General features: G+C 64.8%; 14 protein-coding genes. 7 read left to right on the top strand and 7 right to left on the bottom strand.

Annotated features, from left to right (window positions below):
* Positions 1-9: 9 nt before the first annotated feature.
* Together HAP40_RS02685 and HAP40_RS02690 are read right to left on the bottom strand one after the other, a co-directional pair.
* Positions 10-753: a class I SAM-dependent methyltransferase gene (locus HAP40_RS02685; protein ID WP_166819178.1), complete on the bottom strand. Its 744-nt coding sequence runs from the start codon at positions 751-753 to the stop codon at positions 10-12.
* Positions 754-891: 138 nt separating this feature from the next.
* Complete coding sequence (locus tag HAP40_RS02690; protein ID WP_166811027.1) at positions 892-1434, bottom strand: MarR family winged helix-turn-helix transcriptional regulator; 543 nt, start codon at positions 1432-1434, stop codon at positions 892-894.
* A gap of 110 nt (positions 1435-1544) precedes the next feature.
* On the opposite strand from HAP40_RS02690, the gene HAP40_RS02695 reads away from it, so the two are divergent.
* The 5 genes from HAP40_RS02695 to fahA all read left to right on the top strand — a co-directional run bounded on the left by HAP40_RS02695 (position 1545) and on the right by fahA (position 7140).
* A complete protein-coding gene (locus HAP40_RS02695) occupies positions 1545-3158 on the top strand; it encodes an FAD-dependent oxidoreductase (RefSeq protein ID WP_166811025.1) in 1614 nt (537 codons plus the stop codon).
* 8 nt (positions 3159-3166) lie between these two features.
* The gene (locus tag HAP40_RS02700) at positions 3167-3388 is read left to right on the top strand and encodes a DUF2783 domain-containing protein (RefSeq protein WP_166811023.1); all 222 of its coding nucleotides are present in this window, start codon (positions 3167-3169) and stop codon (positions 3386-3388) included.
* Between the two features lie 24 nt (positions 3389-3412).
* A complete protein-coding gene (locus tag HAP40_RS02705; RefSeq protein ID WP_166811021.1) occupies positions 3413-4369 on the top strand; it encodes an MBL fold metallo-hydrolase in 957 nt (318 codons plus the stop codon).
* Positions 4370-4371: 2 nt separating this feature from the next.
* Entirely contained in the window at positions 4372-5718 is a 1347-nt protein-coding gene (gene hmgA, locus HAP40_RS02710; protein ID WP_166811019.1) for a homogentisate 1,2-dioxygenase, read from the top strand.
* A 150-nt stretch (positions 5719-5868) separates the two neighbouring features.
* Positions 5869-7140 (top strand): fumarylacetoacetase, encoded by a 1272-nt coding sequence (gene fahA, locus HAP40_RS02715; RefSeq protein ID WP_166811017.1) that lies wholly within the window; start codon positions 5869-5871, stop codon positions 7138-7140.
* 132 nt (positions 7141-7272) lie between these two features.
* Here the strand turns inward: fahA and HAP40_RS02720 are convergent, their stop codons facing one another.
* From HAP40_RS02720 to HAP40_RS02740, 5 genes are all read right to left on the bottom strand, one after another.
* A complete protein-coding gene (locus tag HAP40_RS02720; protein ID WP_166811015.1) occupies positions 7273-7584 on the bottom strand; it encodes a DUF1272 domain-containing protein in 312 nt (103 codons plus the stop codon).
* A gap of 135 nt (positions 7585-7719) precedes the next feature.
* The gene (locus HAP40_RS02725) at positions 7720-8829 is read right to left on the bottom strand and encodes a CaiB/BaiF CoA transferase family protein (RefSeq protein WP_166811013.1); all 1110 of its coding nucleotides are present in this window, start codon (positions 8827-8829) and stop codon (positions 7720-7722) included.
* Positions 8830-9027: 198 nt separating this feature from the next.
* Positions 9028-9828 carry an FAD binding domain-containing protein gene (locus HAP40_RS02730; RefSeq protein WP_166811011.1) on the bottom strand — a complete coding sequence of 267 codons (801 nt, stop codon included), beginning with the start codon at positions 9826-9828 and terminating at the stop codon, positions 9028-9030.
* 15 nt (positions 9829-9843) lie between these two features.
* Positions 9844-12186: a xanthine dehydrogenase family protein molybdopterin-binding subunit gene (locus HAP40_RS02735; protein ID WP_166811009.1), complete on the bottom strand. Its 2343-nt coding sequence runs from the start codon at positions 12184-12186 to the stop codon at positions 9844-9846.
* An 82-nt stretch (positions 12187-12268) separates the two neighbouring features.
* Positions 12269-12754, bottom strand: a complete 486-nt coding sequence (locus HAP40_RS02740; RefSeq protein WP_166811007.1) for a (2Fe-2S)-binding protein — start codon at positions 12752-12754, stop codon at positions 12269-12271.
* 331 nt (positions 12755-13085) lie between these two features.
* Here HAP40_RS02740 and HAP40_RS02745 point away from each other — a divergent pair, with 331 nt between their 5' ends.
* Complete coding sequence (locus HAP40_RS02745; RefSeq protein WP_166811005.1) at positions 13086-15125, top strand: methyl-accepting chemotaxis protein; 2040 nt, start codon at positions 13086-13088, stop codon at positions 15123-15125.
* Between the two features lie 351 nt (positions 15126-15476).
* Positions 15477-17510 carry a methyl-accepting chemotaxis protein gene (locus HAP40_RS02750; RefSeq protein ID WP_166811004.1) on the top strand — a complete coding sequence of 678 codons (2034 nt, stop codon included), beginning with the start codon at positions 15477-15479 and terminating at the stop codon, positions 17508-17510.
* The last annotated feature ends 127 nt before the right edge of the window (positions 17511-17637 follow it).

Here is a 17637-nt window from a genome sequence, read left to right on the forward strand (position 1 = left end):
AGCGTGATGTCAGCGGGTGCCGGCAGGATCCGCACAAGCAACGATATCGCGGGGAGATTTTCGACCCGCTATCTCCGGCGGAGAGAATACCGCCAGGTATGCTCCGTCCCCGGCGAGCTTGTATGTGGCGACCTCGCGATAGCCGACGGCGGTCAATTCGCAGCGCAAGAGCTTGATTGGCGTGCCATGCTTCGACGTCGGAAGCTCAAGGTCGACAATTCCGACCCGCGCACCTTGCTTCAAGGCGGGCGCGAGATTGTAGAGGAAGGCATAGGGTTGGGCTATCTCATGATACATGTGCACAAGGATTGCGGCATCCAGCGAGGAAGCGGGTAGACGCGGGTCATGTGGTTCGCCGAGCGCGAATTGCACGTTCGTCAACTTCAGACGTTCTGTTCGCTTGGCGAGCGCGATGAGGTAATCCCGCGTGACATCCTGGGCAACGACAGAGCCGGCGGGTCCGACGAGGCGGGAGAGCCTGACCGTGTGGTAGCCACTGCCTGCACCAATGTCGCCGACTGTCATGCCTGGTTTCAGTTCTAGAGCACGTGCGATTTGACCGGCCTCATTGAGGGCGTCGCGGTGCTCTTCGGCGGCGCGGCGTGGGCTGACAATCCGTGCGACAGGGCGCTGCGGTGAGGGAAATTCGCTTGCAGCGACTCCGGGTGGAGCCAGATAATTTATGTCGGTGGCGTATGCGCGAGTTGCGGCAAATGCCACAAGTAGCGTCGCTGCATGAGCCAGTGCCGTCACGGGCCTGCCAAGCTTTCTCAGCCGGTCTAGGCGCAGTCGTCCAGGTTCTGTGAGCTTCAGATGTGGGCTCACCACCACGTCAACGAGGTTCGATGCAGCGGGCAACTCCATCCGTGCGCCTCGCGCTTACGCCTACCACTAATACGCCTGCTTGGCGTCGGCCTCTTCGCTGGTCTGAATCAGGTCGAGGCTCTGCTCGATCTTGCCGAGCAGGGCCGAGAGTTGCTTGCGCTCCTGCGCGGAGAGACAGGCGAGGATCTCGTCCTCCCGCCGCAACAATTGCGGAAACAGCTCCTCATAGAGCGCGCGGCCCTTCTTCGTCAGCTGCAGGCGGAATTCGCGGCGGTCGGCTTCGTTCTCGACCCGCTCGATCAGTTCCTCGTTGAGCAGCGCGGTCACGGCGCGGCTGATGGTCGATTTGTGCGTGCGGGTGCATTGAGAGATGAATTGCGCGCTGCAGGCATCGTTGCGGAAGCCGAGCGTGGCGATCACGCGCCATGCCGGAATGTCGAGGCCATGCCGTTCCTGATATTCGACCGCGAGCGCGGAACTCACCTCCGCCGCGAGCCGGTTGAGGCGGAACGGCACGAATCTGAACAGGTCGAGCCGGGGTTTTGGCCGCGACGAGGCCTCGTCGGCTTGCCGCGTCTTCAGCGCGATGTCGCTGGATGTCCTCGCCAAGGAGAGCGCTCCGAATTCCAGTTGACGGCCGGCCGGCTCCGGTCCAAAATAGTTGCACGTGAGACTATCTAGCAGATCAGTCCGCTCCTGACCAGAGCCGAGGTTAGTATATGGCCCAGGCCAAATCCCAGTTTGGCTATCGACGCCACCCCGATCAGGATCGTCCCGGCCCGGACCCGGCCGCGCATCCGGTCGTGGTCGTCGGTGCGGGCCCGGTCGGGCTGTCGCTGGCGATCGACCTGGCTCAGCGCGGCCAGCGCGTCGTGCTGCTGGACGATGCCGACCGCATTGGCGAGGGCTCGCGCGCGATCTGCTTCTCGAAGCGGTCGCTGGAGTATTGGGACCGGCTCGGTGTCGGCGACCGCATGGTCGAGAAGGGTGTGGTCTGGAGCGTCGGCCGCATTTTCCACGGCGAGTCGCAGCTCTATCAGTTCAACCTGCTGCCGGAGGACGGCCACAAGCGGCCGGCCTTCATCAATCTCCAGCAATACTACGCCGAAGCCTATCTGGTCGACCGCATCCAGGATCTGCCTGCGATCGATCTGCGCTGGCGCAACAAGGTGACGGCGCTCGAGCAGCGCAACGATGCGGTGGCGCTCACGATCGAGACACCCGAAGGCGCCTATCGCCTGCACGCGCAATATGTCATTGCCTGCGACGGCGCGCGGTCCTCGCTGCGGCAGATGGTCGGCGCCGAGTTCGCCGGACAGGTGTTCGAGGACCAGTTCCTGATTGCCGACGTCAAGATGACGGCGGAATTCCCGACCGAGCGCTGGTTCTGGTTCGATCCGCCATTCCATGCGGGCCGCTCGGCGCTTCTGCACCGGCAGCCCGACGATGTCTGGCGCATCGATCTCCAGCTCAATCGCTACGCCGACCCCGTCGTCGAGAAGAAGCCGGAAAACGTGCGGCCGCGAATCGCGCGCATGCTCGGCCACGACAAATTCGAGTTCGAGTGGATCTCGCTCTACAAATTCCAGTGCCGGCGGATGGACCGCTTCATCCATGGCCGCGTGATTTTTGCGGGCGATTCCGCCCACCAGGTCTCGCCGTTCGGCGCGCGCGGCGCGAACTCGGGACTCGAGGACGCCGAAAACCTCTCCTGGAAGCTCGACCGCGTGCTGCGCGGTGCTTCGCTCCCGAGCCTGCTGGAGAGCTACCATGCCGAGCGCAGCCTGGCGGCGGACGAGAACATCCGCGAATCCACCCGCTCGACCGATTTCATGGCCCCGAACTCGCATCAGGAGGCGCGGCTGCGCAAGGCCGTGCTGTCGCTGGCCAAGGAGACCGAGTTCGGCAAGCGCATGGTCAATGGCGGCCGGCTCTCGGTGCCGTGCAGCTATGACTCGCCGTTGTCCTCGCTCGATGCGGATACGTGGCGCGGTGGACCATCGCCGGGCTGTTCCATGCTCGACGCGCCCGCCGCGACGCCGGCCGGCGAGCGGATCTACCTGACCGATGCCTTCCGCAAGGGTGGAACGGACTTCACCCTGCTGTCGTTCGGTGATGATGCGGCCATCGACGCGCCCGATGGTGTCAAGGCAATCCACATCGGCGGCGGGAGAGGGCTTGCCGATCCCTCGGGCCTGGTCGCAAAGCGCTACGGCGCCGAACCGGGCGCCGCCTATCTGCTCCGGCCCGATGGTTATGTCGCGGCGCGCTTCCGCCGTCCGACGCGAGCGACGATCGCGGCAGCGCTGGCGCGCGCCGAAGGCTTGTATTGAGGTTTCGCATGCCGCTTTCGACCAGCTCCAACTTTGCACGGCCCGACGACGCCTTCCGCGCCGTCGTCGAGGCGCATCGCGGCCTTACCGAAGAGCAGAGCGCCGACTTCGACGCGGCGCTGGTGCTGATCCTCGCCAACCATATCGGCAACATCGCGGTGCTGCGCGAGGCCATAGATCTCGCCAAGCGGCGCATGGTCGACGGCCAGCAGCAACAGCAACAACAATAACCCCGTGACTAAAAGGACGAATTGATGGCGAAGAACTTCGCATCCACCGGCGATCTCTCCGAGAAGAAGATCACCTTCTCCGAGATCGGCACCGATCTTTATGCCTTCACCGCGGAAGGCGATCCGAACACCGCGATTATCGTCGGCGATGACGGCTGTCTCGTGTTCGACGCGCAGGCGACGCCCGCGATGGCGAACAAGGTGATCGAGCGCGTGCGCACCGTCACCGACAAGCCGATCAAATATGTCGTGCTGTCGCACTACCACGCGGTGCGCGTGCTCGGCGCTTCCGCCTACAAGGCGCAAGGCATCGTCGCCTCGCAGGAGACCCATCGCCTGATCGCGGAGCGTGGGCAGCAGGATTGGGATTCCGAATACGGCCGCTTCCCGCGCCTGTTCCAGGATGCGCAGAGCATTCCCGGCCTGACCTGGCCGACGCTGACCTTCGAAGGCGAGATGTCCATCTATCTCGGCAAGCGCGAGGTGCGCCTGATGCAGCTTGGCGCCGGCCACACCTCCGGCGACATCGTCGCCTGGGTGCCCGATGCCGAAGTGATGTTCTCCGGCGACCTCATCGAATATCACTCGGCCTGCTATTGCGGCGATGCTCACTTGCGCGAATGGCCGCTGACGCTGAACGAGATCCGCAACTTCAATCCGAAGGCCATCGCGCCGGGCCGGGGCGATGCGCTGAACGGCGTCAGCACGGTGCGCGAGGCCATCGCGATGACGCGCGACTTCGTCACATCACTGTATGGCGCAGCCGAAATATCGGTCGCCAAGGGGCACACGCTGAAGGAATCGATGGCCGCGACCCGCGAGGTCATGGACCCGAAATTCCACAGCTTCGCCATCTACGAGCACTGCCTGCCGTTCAACGTCTCCCGCGCCTACGATGAAGCGTCGGGGATCGACGACCCCGTGATCTGGACCGACAAGCGCGATCAGGAGATGTGGGCCGCGCTACAAGGAGGAGGATAGTCATGAACATCAATACCTCGCCTGATCAGATCGTTCGCAGTTCCGCCCAGGTGACGCCGGGCTACATGTCCGGCTTCGGCAACAGCTTTGAGACCGAGGCGCTGCCGGGCGCGCTGCCGATCGGGCGCAACTCGCCGCAGCGTTGCGCCTATGGCCTCTATGCCGAGCAGCTCTCCGGCTCGCCCTTCACCGCGCCGCGCGGCAGCAATGAGCGCTCCTGGCTCTATCGCATCCGCCCCTCGGTGAGGCATTCCGGGCGATTCGAGAAGGTCGACGCCGGCCTCTGGCGCTCGGCGCCGTGCCATGAATACGACCTGCCGATCGCGCAGCTGCGCTGGGACCCGACGCCGCTTCCGAAAGGGGACGTGACCTTCGTCCAGGGCGTGCAGACCATGACGACTGCCGGTGACGTCAATACGCAGGCCGGCATGGCCGCACATGTCTACCTCATCACCAAGTCGATGGTGGACCAGCATTTTTACAATGCCGACGGCGAGCTGATGTTCGTGCTCCAGCAGGGAAGCTTGCGCCTCGTCACCGAGTTCGGCCGCATCGACGCCGAGCCCGGCGAGATCGTGGTGATCCCGCGCGGCGTCAAGTTCCGCGTCGAGATTCCGAACGGGCCGGCGCGCGGCTATCTCTGCGAGAATTACGGCGGTGCCTTCACGCTGCCGGAGCGCGGGCCGATCGGCGCCAACTGCCTCGCCAACGCACGCGACTTCCTGACGCCGGTGGCAAGCTACGAGGACAAGGACACGCCGACCGAGCTGTTCGTGAAATGGGGCGGATCGCTGTTCAAGACGACACTGCCGCATTCGCCGATCGACGTGGTCGCCTGGCACGGCAATTACGCGCCCTACAAATACGATCTGCGCACATTCTCTCCCGTCGGGGCGATCGGCTTCGACCATCCCGATCCCTCGATCTTCACGGTGCTGACCTCGCCCTCGGAGACCGCAGGCACCGCGAATATCGACTTCGTGATCTTCCCCGAGCGCTGGATGGTTGCCGACAACACCTTCCGTCCGCCCTGGTATCACATGAACATCATGAGCGAGTTCATGGGGTTGATCTACGGCGTCTACGACGCCAAGCCGCAAGGTTTCGTTCCCGGCGGCATCTCCTTGCACAATTGCATGCTGCCGCACGGCCCGGATCGCGATGCCTTCGAGCACGCCAGCAACGGCGAGCTAAAGCCGGTGAAGCTGACGGGCACCATGGCCTTCATGTTCGAGACCCGCTACCCGCAACGCGTCACCGCGCATGCCGCAAACGCATCGACATTGCAGGGCGATTACGCTGATTGCTGGAATGGCCTGGAGAAGCGGTTCGATCCGAATAAGCCTTAGCCTTCTCTGTCGTCATTCCGGGGCGCCGCGGAGCGGCGAGCCCGGAATCCATACTCAAGATCGTGGTTATGGATTCCGGGCCTGCGCCTCACGGCGCATCCCGGAATGACGGAGGAGAGAGTTTGCCCGACTGCAAACAGGATTTACAAAGTGCCCCACCCCAACGACCCCAGCCTCCGCTCCTTCATTGAGGTCGATGCCGCATCCGACTTCCCGATCCAGAACCTGCCCTATGGCGTGTTCTCGACCGCGGCCAACCCGACGCCGCGCGTCGGCGTCGCCATCGGAAATTATGTGCTCGACATCTGGGAGCTCGAACAGGATTGCCGGCTTGACGTCGGTCCGCTCGGCGTGTTCTCCGCGCCCTCGCTCAATCCCTTCATGGCGCTGGGACCAAAGGTGTGGACCAAGACGCGGGCGCGGATCAGCGAGCTTTTGCGCCACGATCATCCCGAATTGCGCGACAACGAGGAGCTGCGCAAGCGGGCCGTCGTGCCGCTGCGCGAGGCAAGGCTGCATCTGCCCTTCACCGTCTCCGGCTACACCGACTTTTATTCCTCGAAAGAGCACGCCACCAATGTCGGCGTGATGTTCCGCGGCAAGGACAATGCGCTGCAGCCGAACTGGCTGCATATGCCGATCGCCTATAACGGTCGCGCCTCCACCGTCGTGGTCTCCGGCACGAAGGTGAAGCGGCCGCGTGGGCAGCTCAAGCCGCCCAACGTCGAGCTGCCGAGCTTTGCACCCTGCAAGCGGCTCGATTTCGAGCTGGAGATGGGCGTCGTGGTCGGCCAGCCAGCCCCGATGGGCGGCATGCTGAGCGAGAGCCAAGCCGAGGAAATGATCTTTGGCTTTGTGCTGCTCAACGACTGGAGCGCGCGCGACATCCAGCAATGGGAGTACGTGCCGCTCGGACCGTTCCTCGCCAAGGCATTTGCGACGTCGATCAGCCCGTGGGTCGTGACGCGCGAGGCGCTGGAGCCGTTCCGCCTGAAGGGGCCGGAGCAGCAGCCGGTGCCGCTCGATTATCTCAAGCAGGCGAAGCCGCAGAACTACGACATCGCGCTCGACGTCTCCTTGCGTGGTGCCGGCGCCAACGCGCCGGCCAGCATCAGCCGGACCAATTTCAAGTACATGTATTGGTCGTCGGTGCAGCAATTGATGCACCACGCCTCTTCAGGCTGTGCCATGAACGTCGGCGATCTCCTGGGGTCCGGCACCATTTCCGGCCCGGAAAAGGACCAGCGCGGCAGTCTGCTCGAGATCAGCTGGAACGGCACCGAGCCGGTCGAGCTGCCCGGCGGCGCCAAGCGCTCGTTCCTGGAAGACGGCGACAGCCTCATCATGCGTGGTTGGTGCCAGGGCAATGGCTATCGCGTCGGATTTGGTGAGGTCGAGGGGACGATTCTGGCGGCGGAGTAGCTGGAGAGGTGGCGCGACGCTTTATCCGCATTGTCCGTCATTGCGAGCGTAGCGAAGCAATCCAGAATCTTTCCCCAGCGGCAGTCTGGATTGCTTCGTCGCAAGGGCTCCTCGCAATGACGTGGAGAGAGCCTACCGCCTCTCCGGCGGCACGTCCCGTATCCGCGCGCAATGCGCCGCGACGTCGTCAACGCCGTACTTCAGATGCACCCGTTTGTCCGAGGGCGTCTGCTTGCTGGCGCACACACCCGGCCGCCATTCCTGCGTGGGGCGGATCGGGCGCGGCGCAAAGCCGCCGCCGCAGTTCGGACAGACGTTGAAGAGCTTCGTCTCGACGCAGTCGGCGCAGAACGTGCACTCATAGGAGCAGATCCGCGCCTCGGTCGCGTGCGGCGGCAGGTCGCGGTCGCAATATTCGCAGTTCGGTCGAAGCTGGAGGGCCATGGCTGAATCTCCGCAAGCTGACTTCGATCATCGCAGATCGCGCGCGCTGCGCGAATGACGTAGTTCCCTCGATTTCAGCCGGGGCTTGATTTCGTTGAGCGCCGGGCGGCGATGCAGTTGACGCGAAGCGAGGATTCAACGCCCCGCCCACTCCTTCGTTACCGCCCCGATCTCCGCCGCCTCCGGCTCGCGCACCGCGGACGGTGTGCGCGAGAAGCGCGGCGCCGGGGCGGGCTGCTTCACGCCGTGGCGCTCGACGAAGACGTTGCGGGCGACCATGTGCGGATGCCTGGTCGCTTCAGACATGGTCAGCACCGGCGCGAAGCAGATGTCGGTGCCTTCCATGAGCTTGCACCAATCCTCGCGGGTCTTGCCCTTGAAGACGGTCTTGAGCTTCTCCTTCAGCGCCGGCCAGGCCTTGGGATTCATCTGCGCGTCGAAATCCGCGTCGGTCAGGCCCGCATGCTCGCGCAGCAGCGCGTAGAATTGCGGCTCGATCGAGCCGATCGAGACGAAGTGCCCGCAGGCACATTCATAGACGCCGTAGAAATGGGCGCCGCCGTCGAGGAAGTTCTGGTCGCGCCCCTCCGTCCAGCGGCCGAGCGTGGTCATGTCGAAGAAGAACGACATCAGCGATGCCGCGCCGTCGCACATCGCTGCGTCGACCACCTGGCCCTTGCCGGACTTTTGCGCTTCCAGCAGCGCGGCGAGCACGCCGACGACGAGATAGAGTGCGCCGCCGCCGAAGTCGCCGACCAGGTTGAGCGGTGGCACCGGCGCCTCCTTCGTGCCGATCGCGGCGAGCGCGCCGGTGATGGAGATGTAGTTGATGTCGTGCCCGGCGGCATTGGCGAGCGGGCCTTCCTGGCCCCAGCCGGTCATGCGGCCATAGACCAGCTTCGGATTACGAGCGAGCACGATTTCGGGTCCGAGCCCGAGCCGCTCCATGACGCCGGGCCGGAAGCCTTCGACCAGCGCATCGGCGCTGGCGAGCAGGTCGAGCACTTGTGCGATCGCGGCCTTGTCCTTGAGGTCGAGCTCGATCACCTTGCGGCCGCGGCCCGCCACCGACTTCATGCTCTTCTTGGCGCCGACGCGATCGAGCGTGACGACGTCGGCGCCCATGTCGGCCAGCATCATGCAGGCGAACGGACCCGGGCCGATGCCGGCGAATTCGACGATGCGGAAGCCCGACAGCGGGCCGGAGGTGCGGACGGAGGAGGTGGGAGCTGATTTATCGAGCACGTTGTTGTTTCCTCGGGTCGCGGGCAAATGCCGTTGGTCCGGCAGCCGCCTCTGACGTGCCTCTGCGGGCGAGTTAATTGGCTGATTAACTTTTCTCGCCTTCACGGCAGCGAGGCAAGCGGTTTTCATGCCGCACGGCCAAAAATAAAACGGCGCGCACCGAAGTGCGCGCCGCGGAAAATTTGCGTCGAGACGCTATCAACTCGCAGCAGCAACCGCGCGCTGCGCCATCACCTTGACGAGATTGGCGCGGTATTCGGCCGTCCCGTGGATATCGGCCAGCAATCCGTTCGCCGAAATGCTGACGCTGTCGATCGCCGAGGGCGACCAGTTCGCCTTCAGCGCGGCTTCGATCGCGGGTACGCGCATGACGCCGCTCTGCGAGGCACCGGTGGCGGCCACCCGAACCTCGCCCGATTTGGTCTGTGCGACGAACACGCCGGTCAGCGCGAAACGCGAGGCCGGGTGCCGCATCTTTTCGTAGCCAGCCTTCGCCGGCACCGGGAACGACACGGCGGTGATGATCTCGCCGTCTTCGAGCGCCGTCGTGAACAGACCCTGGAAGAAGTTCTCCGCCGCAATCGACCGCTTGTTGGTCTTCACGGTTGCGCCGAGTGCGAGCAGTGCGGCGGGGAAGTCCGCCGCGGGATCGTTGTTGGCGATCGAGCCGCCGATCGTGCCGCGATAGCGCACCGCGGGATCGCCGAGCACCGAGGTGAGATAGGCGATCGCGGGAATCGCCTTCTTCACATCGGCATTCTGCATGATGTCGTAATAGGTCGTGGCGGCCTTGATGGTCAGCGTATCGCCTGACAGTTCGACGCCCTGCAGCTCCTTGATCTTGCCGAGATCGATGACGTCCGATGGACTGGCGAGCCGCTGCTTCATGACCGGCAGCAGCGTCTGGCCGCCGGCAAGAAACTTCGCCTCGCTGCTCTTGCCGAACAGGCTGACGGCTTCGTCGACCGAGGAAGCGCGATGATAGGTGGTCTGGTACATCTTGGTTGCTCCCTCTCAAGCCGCGTGGATCGTGCGCCACACCCTGTCGGGGGTTGCGGGCATTTCCAGATTGTTCTTGCCGATCGCATCCGTGATCGCGTTGATCACGGCTGCCGACGCGCCGATCGCGCCGGCCTCGCCACAACCCTTGATGCCGAGCGGATTGCCCGGGCAGAGCGTCGTTGTGTGGGAGAGGTTGAACGACGGCACGTCATCGGCGCGCGGCATGGCGTAATCCATGAACGAGGCCGTGACCGGCTGGCCGTTGGCATCGTAGATCGCGTGTTCGAGCAGCGCCTGTCCGATGCCCTGCACGAGCCCGCCGTGGACCTGGCCCTCGACGATCATCGGGTTGATCAGCCGGCCGAAATCGTCGGCCGCGACGAAGTTGACGAAGCTGGTCTTGCCGGTGCCGGGATCGACCTCGAGCTCGCAGATATAGGCGCCCGCGGGGAAGGTGAAGTTGGTCGGGTCGTAGAAGGCGCTTTCCTTCAGGCCCGGCTCCATCCCCTCTGGCAGGTTGTGCGCGGTGTAGGCTGCGAGCGCGACCATCGGGAAGGCGATCGCCTTGTCGGTGCCCGTCACCTTGAACTCGCCGTTCTCGATGACGATGTCGGCCTCCGAGGCCTCCAGCGCATGGGCGGCGATCTTCTTGGCCTTGGATTCCATCTTCTCCATGGCCTTCAGGATCGCGGTGAGACCGACGGCCGCGGAGCGCGAGCCGTAGGTGCCCATGCCGAACTGCACCTTGTCGGTGTCGCCATGGACGATCGAGACCTGGCTGATGGGAACGCCGAGGCGATCGGCAACGAGCTGGCAGAAGGTGGTCTCGTGACCCTGGCCGTGGCTGTGCGAGCCCGTCAGGATCTCGATGGTGCCGACCGGATTGACGCGCACCTCGGCCGATTCCCACAGTCCGACGCCGGCGCCCAGGCTGCCGACCGCCTTGGACGGCGCGATGCCGCAGGCCTCGATGTAGCAGGAGACGCCGATGCCGCGCAGCTTGCCGTCGGCTTTCGCTTTGGCCTTGCGCCCGGCAAAGCCGGCATAGTCGATCGCCTTCATCGCCGCGTCGAGCGAGGCGTTAAAGTCACCGGTGTCATAGGCCATGATCACAGGCGTCTGGTGCGGGAACTGGGTGATGAAGTTGGCCCGGCGCAGCTCGGCCGGATCGACCTTGAGCTGCCGCGCCGCCGTCTCCATCAGACGTTCGACCAGGTAGCTCGCCTCGGGGCGGCCGGCGCCGCGATAGGCGTCGACGGGTGTGGTGTTGGTGTAGACCCCGATCACCTCGGCGTGGATCGCCGGGATGTTGTACTGGCCCGACAGCAGCGTCGCGTAGAGATAGGTCGGGACCGACGACGAGAACAGCGACATGTAGGCGCCGAAATTGGCGTAGGTCTTCACCTTGAAGCCGGTGATCTTGTTGTTGGCGTCGAATGCCATCTCCGCATGGGTCACATGGTCGCGGCCATGGGCATCGGTGAGGAAGGCCTCGGTGCGGTCGCCGGTCCATTTCACGGGACGGCCGATCTTCTTCGACGCCCACAGCGCCACCATCTCTTCCGGATAGATGAAGATCTTGGAGCCGAAGCCGCCGCCGACGTCGGGCGCGATCACGCGCAGCTTGTGCTCGGGGGCAATGTTGTAGAATGCCGACAGCACGAGGCGGGCGACGTGCGGGTTCTGCGACGTCGTGTAGAGCGTGAAGTGCTCCTCCGCGGCATCGTAATCGGCGATCGCCGCGCGCGGCTCCATCGCGTTGGGGGCAAGTCGGTTGTTGGTGACGTCGAGCTTGACGACATTGGCGGCCTTGGCGAAGGCGGCATCGGCGGCGGCCTCGTCGCCGATCACCCAGTCATAGACCTGGTTGCCGGGGGCTTCGGGGTGGAGCTGCGGCGCGCCGGCCTTGATCGCGGCCTGCATGTCAGCGACGGCGGGTAGCTCCTCGTAGTCGATGACGACGGCTTCCGCCGCATCGCGCGCCAGGTTCTTGCTGTCGGCGATCACCACCGCGACGGCCTGACCGACGAAACGCACCGTGTCCGGCGCCATCGCCGGCCATGCGCCCATCTTCATCGGGCTGCCGTCCTTGGAGGTGATGGCCCAGCCGCAGATGAGGTTGCCGACCTTGTCGTCCACGAGCTCTTGGCCCGTGAGCACCGCGACCACGCCCGGCATCTTCAGCGCGGCGGACGAGTCGATCTTCTTCACCTTGGCATGCGCGTGCGGGCTGCGGATGAAATGGGCATGGGTCATGCCCTGCAATTTGATGTCGTCGACGTAGCGGCCCTTGCCGGTAATGAAACGCTTGTCTTCCTTGCGCACGACGCGTGCGCCGATGCCTTCAACACCCATGTCTGGTCCTCCCGACCGGAAATTTGTTGATCCGCGCTTTCCATCGAAAGCGGCGGTGGTTCTTCTTGTTTGCGACGGCCGCTTACTCGGCCGCCTGCGCAACCTTCATGCGCCCGGCCGCATCGAGCACGGCCTTGACGATGTTGTGGTAGCCGGTGCAGCGGCAGATATTGCCCTCGAGCTCGTGGCGGACGGTGGTCTCGTCGAGCTGGCCGCCATGACGCTGCACGATGTCGATCGCCGACATGATCATGCCCGGCGTGCAATAGCCGCATTGCAGGCCGTGATTGTCGCGGAAGGCGGCTTGCATCGGGTGCAGCTCGTCGCCCTTGGCGATGCCTTCGATCGTGGTGACGCTCGCGCCGTCGGCCTGTCCCGCCAGCATGGTGCAGGATTTCACGGCGCGGCCGTCCAAATGCACGACGCAGGCCCCGCACTGGCTGGTGTCGCAGCCGACATGGGTTCCGGTGAGGTTGAGGTGATCGCGCAGCAGCTGGACCAGCAGCGTGCGGTCCTCGACGTCGACAGCAACGGCCTTGCCGTTGACCGTCAGTTTGACTGTAGACACGTGAAGTCCTCCCGGGATTGATTTTGATTGCTTCTAATTAGAGACCAGCGACCCGGAACTTTGCAACTGGGATTTTGGTCGCCCTGGTCATGGAAAAGTCATTGATCCCGACCGGCCCCGCGTGATTTGCGCGGGCGGCCCAACGGCCTGCGCGTAGCCGGGGCGGCGTGGGATCCCAGCAATGCGTCCTGGTCGGCCTTTGGCCGAGGGGCCGGGGAATGTGCAGGCATGCCAAATTTACCGCCCTTTATCGATTCTGCCTTAGTTTTGCGCATCCGGGTCGGGAGGCGGGGCGCCTCCGGATCGCGGCTGAATGAAAATGGGGGTTGGAATGTCCGGGCGTATCGCGTCGCCGTCGAAGCCTACACTTTTTCCGACCCTCAGGTTCCGTACCAAGATCATTCTGGGTTTCGCCGCAGTGCTGGTGATCTCCGCCGGCAGCATGGCCTTCTCCTATTTCGGCTTTGAGCGGGTTGCGTCCGGGGTCGGGGCTTACCGCACCAGCGTGTCCGAGGCCGATCTTGCCCGCAACATCGATCGCGAGCTGCTCGCCTATCGTTCCGCCGCGCGCTACTTCGTCGTGACCGGCAAGGAGGACGACGCCAAGGCGGCGCTGGAGGCCGAAGCCAGCCTGAAGAACGCGATCGACCAGGCCATGAAGAGCGCCAAGACGCCGGCGCGGCAGGAGGCCCTCGACAGGCTCGCCAAGGAGTTTTCCAAGTTCTCCGCGACCTTTGCCAAGATCCTGCAAGCCAAGCGCGACAGCGCGCTGCTGGTCCAGAACCAGCTCCAGCGCAACGCCAATCTCCTGAAATACAAGCTCGACGACATCGGCAACAACGCCTCCGATGCCGAAGCGCAGGCGATCGAGTTCGGCACCAAGCAGGTCAATGCCCAGTTCCAGACCGCAAGCTCCGCCGCGAGCAATTTCATCCTCAATTCCGACCAGGCGGTAGCCAGCAGTGCGCTGGCGCGGCTGAAATTCGTCGAGAACTCGCTCGGTTCGGTCTATTCCATGGACGAGAAGATCGTCGCCGGGCTGAAGGACGCCAGGGCGCTGCTGGCAGCCTATCGGGAAGCACTCGAGAAGCTGATCGCCAACGCCAAGTTGGTCGATGACCTCGTGACCGAGATGAGCGGCTCGGCCGGTGCGATCCTTCAGGGTGCCACCGCCATGAAGTCGGACCTCGTCGCCGAACAGCAGCGGCTGGATGCGGAGTCGGAGGCGACCATCGGCCAGACCGAGCACCTGGTGCTGATCCTCGCCGTCGGCGGCACGCTGCTCGGTGCGGTGCTCGCCTTCCTGCTCGGGACCGGCATGTCGCGTCCGATGATCGCGATGTGCAAGGCGATGCGTGAGCTGGCCTCGGGCAATTTCGACGTGGTGCTGCCGGGGCTCGGCCGCAAGGACGAGATCGGCGAGATGGCCGGCGCGGTCGAGGAGTTCAAGGTCCAGGCCGTGGCCAAGGCCGAGCGCGATGCCGCCGCGAGCGAAGTCCAGAACCGGGAGCAGGCGGCGAGCCGCCGCGCCGAGCTGATTCGTTTTGCCGACGATTTCGAGGGCGCGGTCGGCGCCATCGTCTCCAACGTCTCGGCTTCCGCCGTGCAGCTGGAATCGGCGGCCTCCACGCTGACCCGCACCGCCGAGACCACGCAGAGCCTGTCGAGCCAGGTCGCCGGCGTCTCCGAGCAGGCCTCCTCCAACATGCAGTCGGTTGCGACCGCGACCGAGGAGCTCTCGGCCTCGGTCGAGGAGATCGGCCGTCAGGTGCGCGATTCCAGCCGCATCGCCGAGGCCGCCGTGGTGCAGGCCAGGCAGACCGACGGCCGCATCGGCAAGCTGTCGCATGCGGCGCAGCAGATCGGCGAGGTGGTCAAGCTGATCACGGCGATTGCCGAGCAGACCAACCTTCTGGCGCTGAACGCCACCATCGAGGCGGCGCGCGCCGGTGAGGCCGGCCGCGGCTTTGCGGTGGTTGCGAGCGAGGTGAAGTCGCTGGCGAGCCAGACGGCGAAGGCGACGGACGAGATCTCCTCGCACATCACCGGCATGCAGGGCGCCACGGCCGAATCGGTCGCCGCGATCAAGGAGATCGGCGCGACCATCGGCCAGATCTCGTCGATCTCGACCTCGATCGCGAGCGCGGTCGAGCAGCAGGGTGCGGCGACGCAGGAGATCGCCCGCAGCGTCCAGACCGTCGCTCAGGGCACCCAGACCGCAGCCAGCGATATCGGCGAGGTCAACCGCGGCGCTGCCGAGACCGGCTCGGCCTCGGAAGAGGTGCTGCATTCGGCCAAGACGCTGTCGAGCGAAAGCACCCGCCTGCGCGCCGAGCTCGACCGCTTCATGGCGAACATCAGGGCGGCGTAAGGCACCGCTGTCTCACCAATGTCGTCCTGGCGAAAGCCAGGCCCCATTACCCCAGGGCGGACTGCGACGCGATGCTGGAATCTCCGAGTCTTCGCCAAACCACTCCCTGTGATTATGGATCCTGGATTAGCGCTCGCTTGTCCAGGACGACAGCTGGAGATTTGGCGCGGCAATGAATTTGCAACAGCGCGCGTAAACGCGCCTTAACAATCACCCACATCACCCCACCGCCAGTTGCGCTGCCACAAATTTACCACAGCTTATTCTTTGCCCCGTAACGTGCCGTAGAGTCGGGAAGCGGGCTGCTTCCGGGCTGCGCCTGGTTTTCCGCGAATGGAATGGGGTGGGGGAATGTCGGTCAAGTCGAAGTCGAGCCAATCTGGTCTGCTCAATCTGCGTTTTCGCGCAAAAATCATTCTCGGCTTCGTGGCAGTGCTCGCCATCCTCGCCGTCAGCATGGCCTTCGCCTATTTTGGCTTCGAGCGGATCGCAGGCGCCGTGGCCTCCTATCGGTCCAGCGTGTCGGAAGCCGATCTGGCACGGACGGTCGATCGCGAGCTGGTTGCCTATCAGGGATTGGCGCGGGCCTATACGTTGACGGGCGCGGCCGAGGACGAGACCGCAGCCAAGGCGGCCGAAGAGAATCTGAGGAGCGCGATCGGCAAGTCGATGGCCGCGACCACCGGGGCCGGCCGCCGCGAGCAGGTCGGCAAGCTCGAAGCCGAATTCCAGCGCTTCACGAAGGTGTTCAGCGAGATCATCGCGCTGACGCGCGAGAACAACAAGATCGCGGCCGATGAGCTCAACAGCGTCGGCAACAAGATCCGCTTCAAGTTCGACGATCTCGCGGACACCGCCGCGCTCGCGGGCCTTGCATCGGTCCAGACCACGTCCAAGGACATCACCTCGCAATATCTCGCGGTCTCCACCTCCGTCAGCGCCTTCGTCGCCAAGCCGGAGCCGAAGACCGCCGACGGCGTGATCGCCCGCATCAAATTCCTGGAGACCCTGCTGGTCTCGATCTACGCCAACGACCAGAAGATCACCGACCGGGTCACCGAGATCGGCAATCTGCTGAAGCAGTACCGCACGTCTTTCGCGAAGCTGACCGAAAACGTGAAGGTCATCGTCAAATCGAACGGCGAGATGACCAAGACGGCTGCATCGATCCTCAAGCTCTCGGCCGAGCTGCGCTCGGACCTGACCGCCGACCAGCAGCGGATCGAGGCGAGCGCCAATTCGACGATCGTGGAGACCGAGCAATTGATGCTGATGATGGCGCTCGGCGGTCTTGCCGTCGGCGCCGTGCTGGCCTGGATGCTCGGCAACGGCATCTCGCGTCCGATGATCGCGATGTGCAAGGCGATGCGTGAGCTGGCCTCGGGCAATTTCGACGTGGTGCTGCCGGGGCTCGGCCGCAAGGACGAGATCGGCGAGATGGCCGGCGCGGTCGAGGAGTTCAAGGTCCAGGCCGTGGCCAAGGCCGAGCGCGATGCCGCCGCGAGCGAAGTCCAGAACCGGGAGCAGGCGGCGAGCCGCCGCGCCGAGCTGATTCGTTTTGCCGACGATTTCGAGGGCGCGGTCGGCGCCATCGTCTCCAACGTCTCGGCTTCCGCCGTGCAGCTGGAATCGGCGGCCTCCACGCTGACCCGCACCGCCGAGACCACGCAGAGCCTGTCGAGCCAGGTCGCCGGCGTCTCCGAGCAGGCCTCCTCCAACATGCAGTCGGTTGCGACCGCGACCGAGGAGCTCTCGGCCTCGGTCGAGGAGATCGGCCGTCAGGTGCGCGATTCCAGCCGCATCGCCGAGGCCGCCGTGGTGCAGGCCAGGGAGACCGACGGCCGCATCGGCAAGCTGTCGCATGCGGCACAGCAGATCGGCGAGGTGGTCAAGCTGATCACCGCGATTGCCGAGCAGACCAACCTTCTGGCGCTCAATGCCACCATCGAGGCGGCGCGCGCCGGTGAGGCCGGCCGCGGCTTTGCGGTGGTTGCGAGCGAGGTGAAGTCGCTGGCGAGCCAGACGGCGAAGGCGACGGACGAGATTTCCTCGCACATCACCGGCATGCAGGGCGCCACGGCCGAATCGGTCGCCGCGATCAAGGAGATCGGCGCGACGATCGGCCAGATCTCGTCGATCTCGACCTCGATCGCGAGCGCGGTCGAGCAGCAGGGCGCGGCGACGCAGGAGATCGCCCGCAGCGTCCAGACCGTCGCTCAGGGCACCCAGACCGCAGCCAGCGATATCGGCGAGGTCAACCGCGGCGCTGCCGAGACCGGCTCGGCCTCGGAGGAGGTGCTGCATTCGGCCAAGACGCTGTCGAGCGAAAGCACCCGCCTGCGCGCCGAGCTCGACCGCTTCATGGCGAACATCAGGGCGGCGTAAGGCCGACGCGATCGCCTCATATTCCGCTGTCGTCCCGGCGAAGGCCGGGACCCATAACCACAGGGAGCGGTTATGGAGCGAGCTGTCAATTCCGAGTTTTCGCCAAACCAATCCCAGTGGTGATGGG

The organism is Bradyrhizobium sp. 1(2017) (assembly GCF_011602485.2).
GTDB lineage: Bacteria > Pseudomonadota > Alphaproteobacteria > Rhizobiales > Xanthobacteraceae > Bradyrhizobium.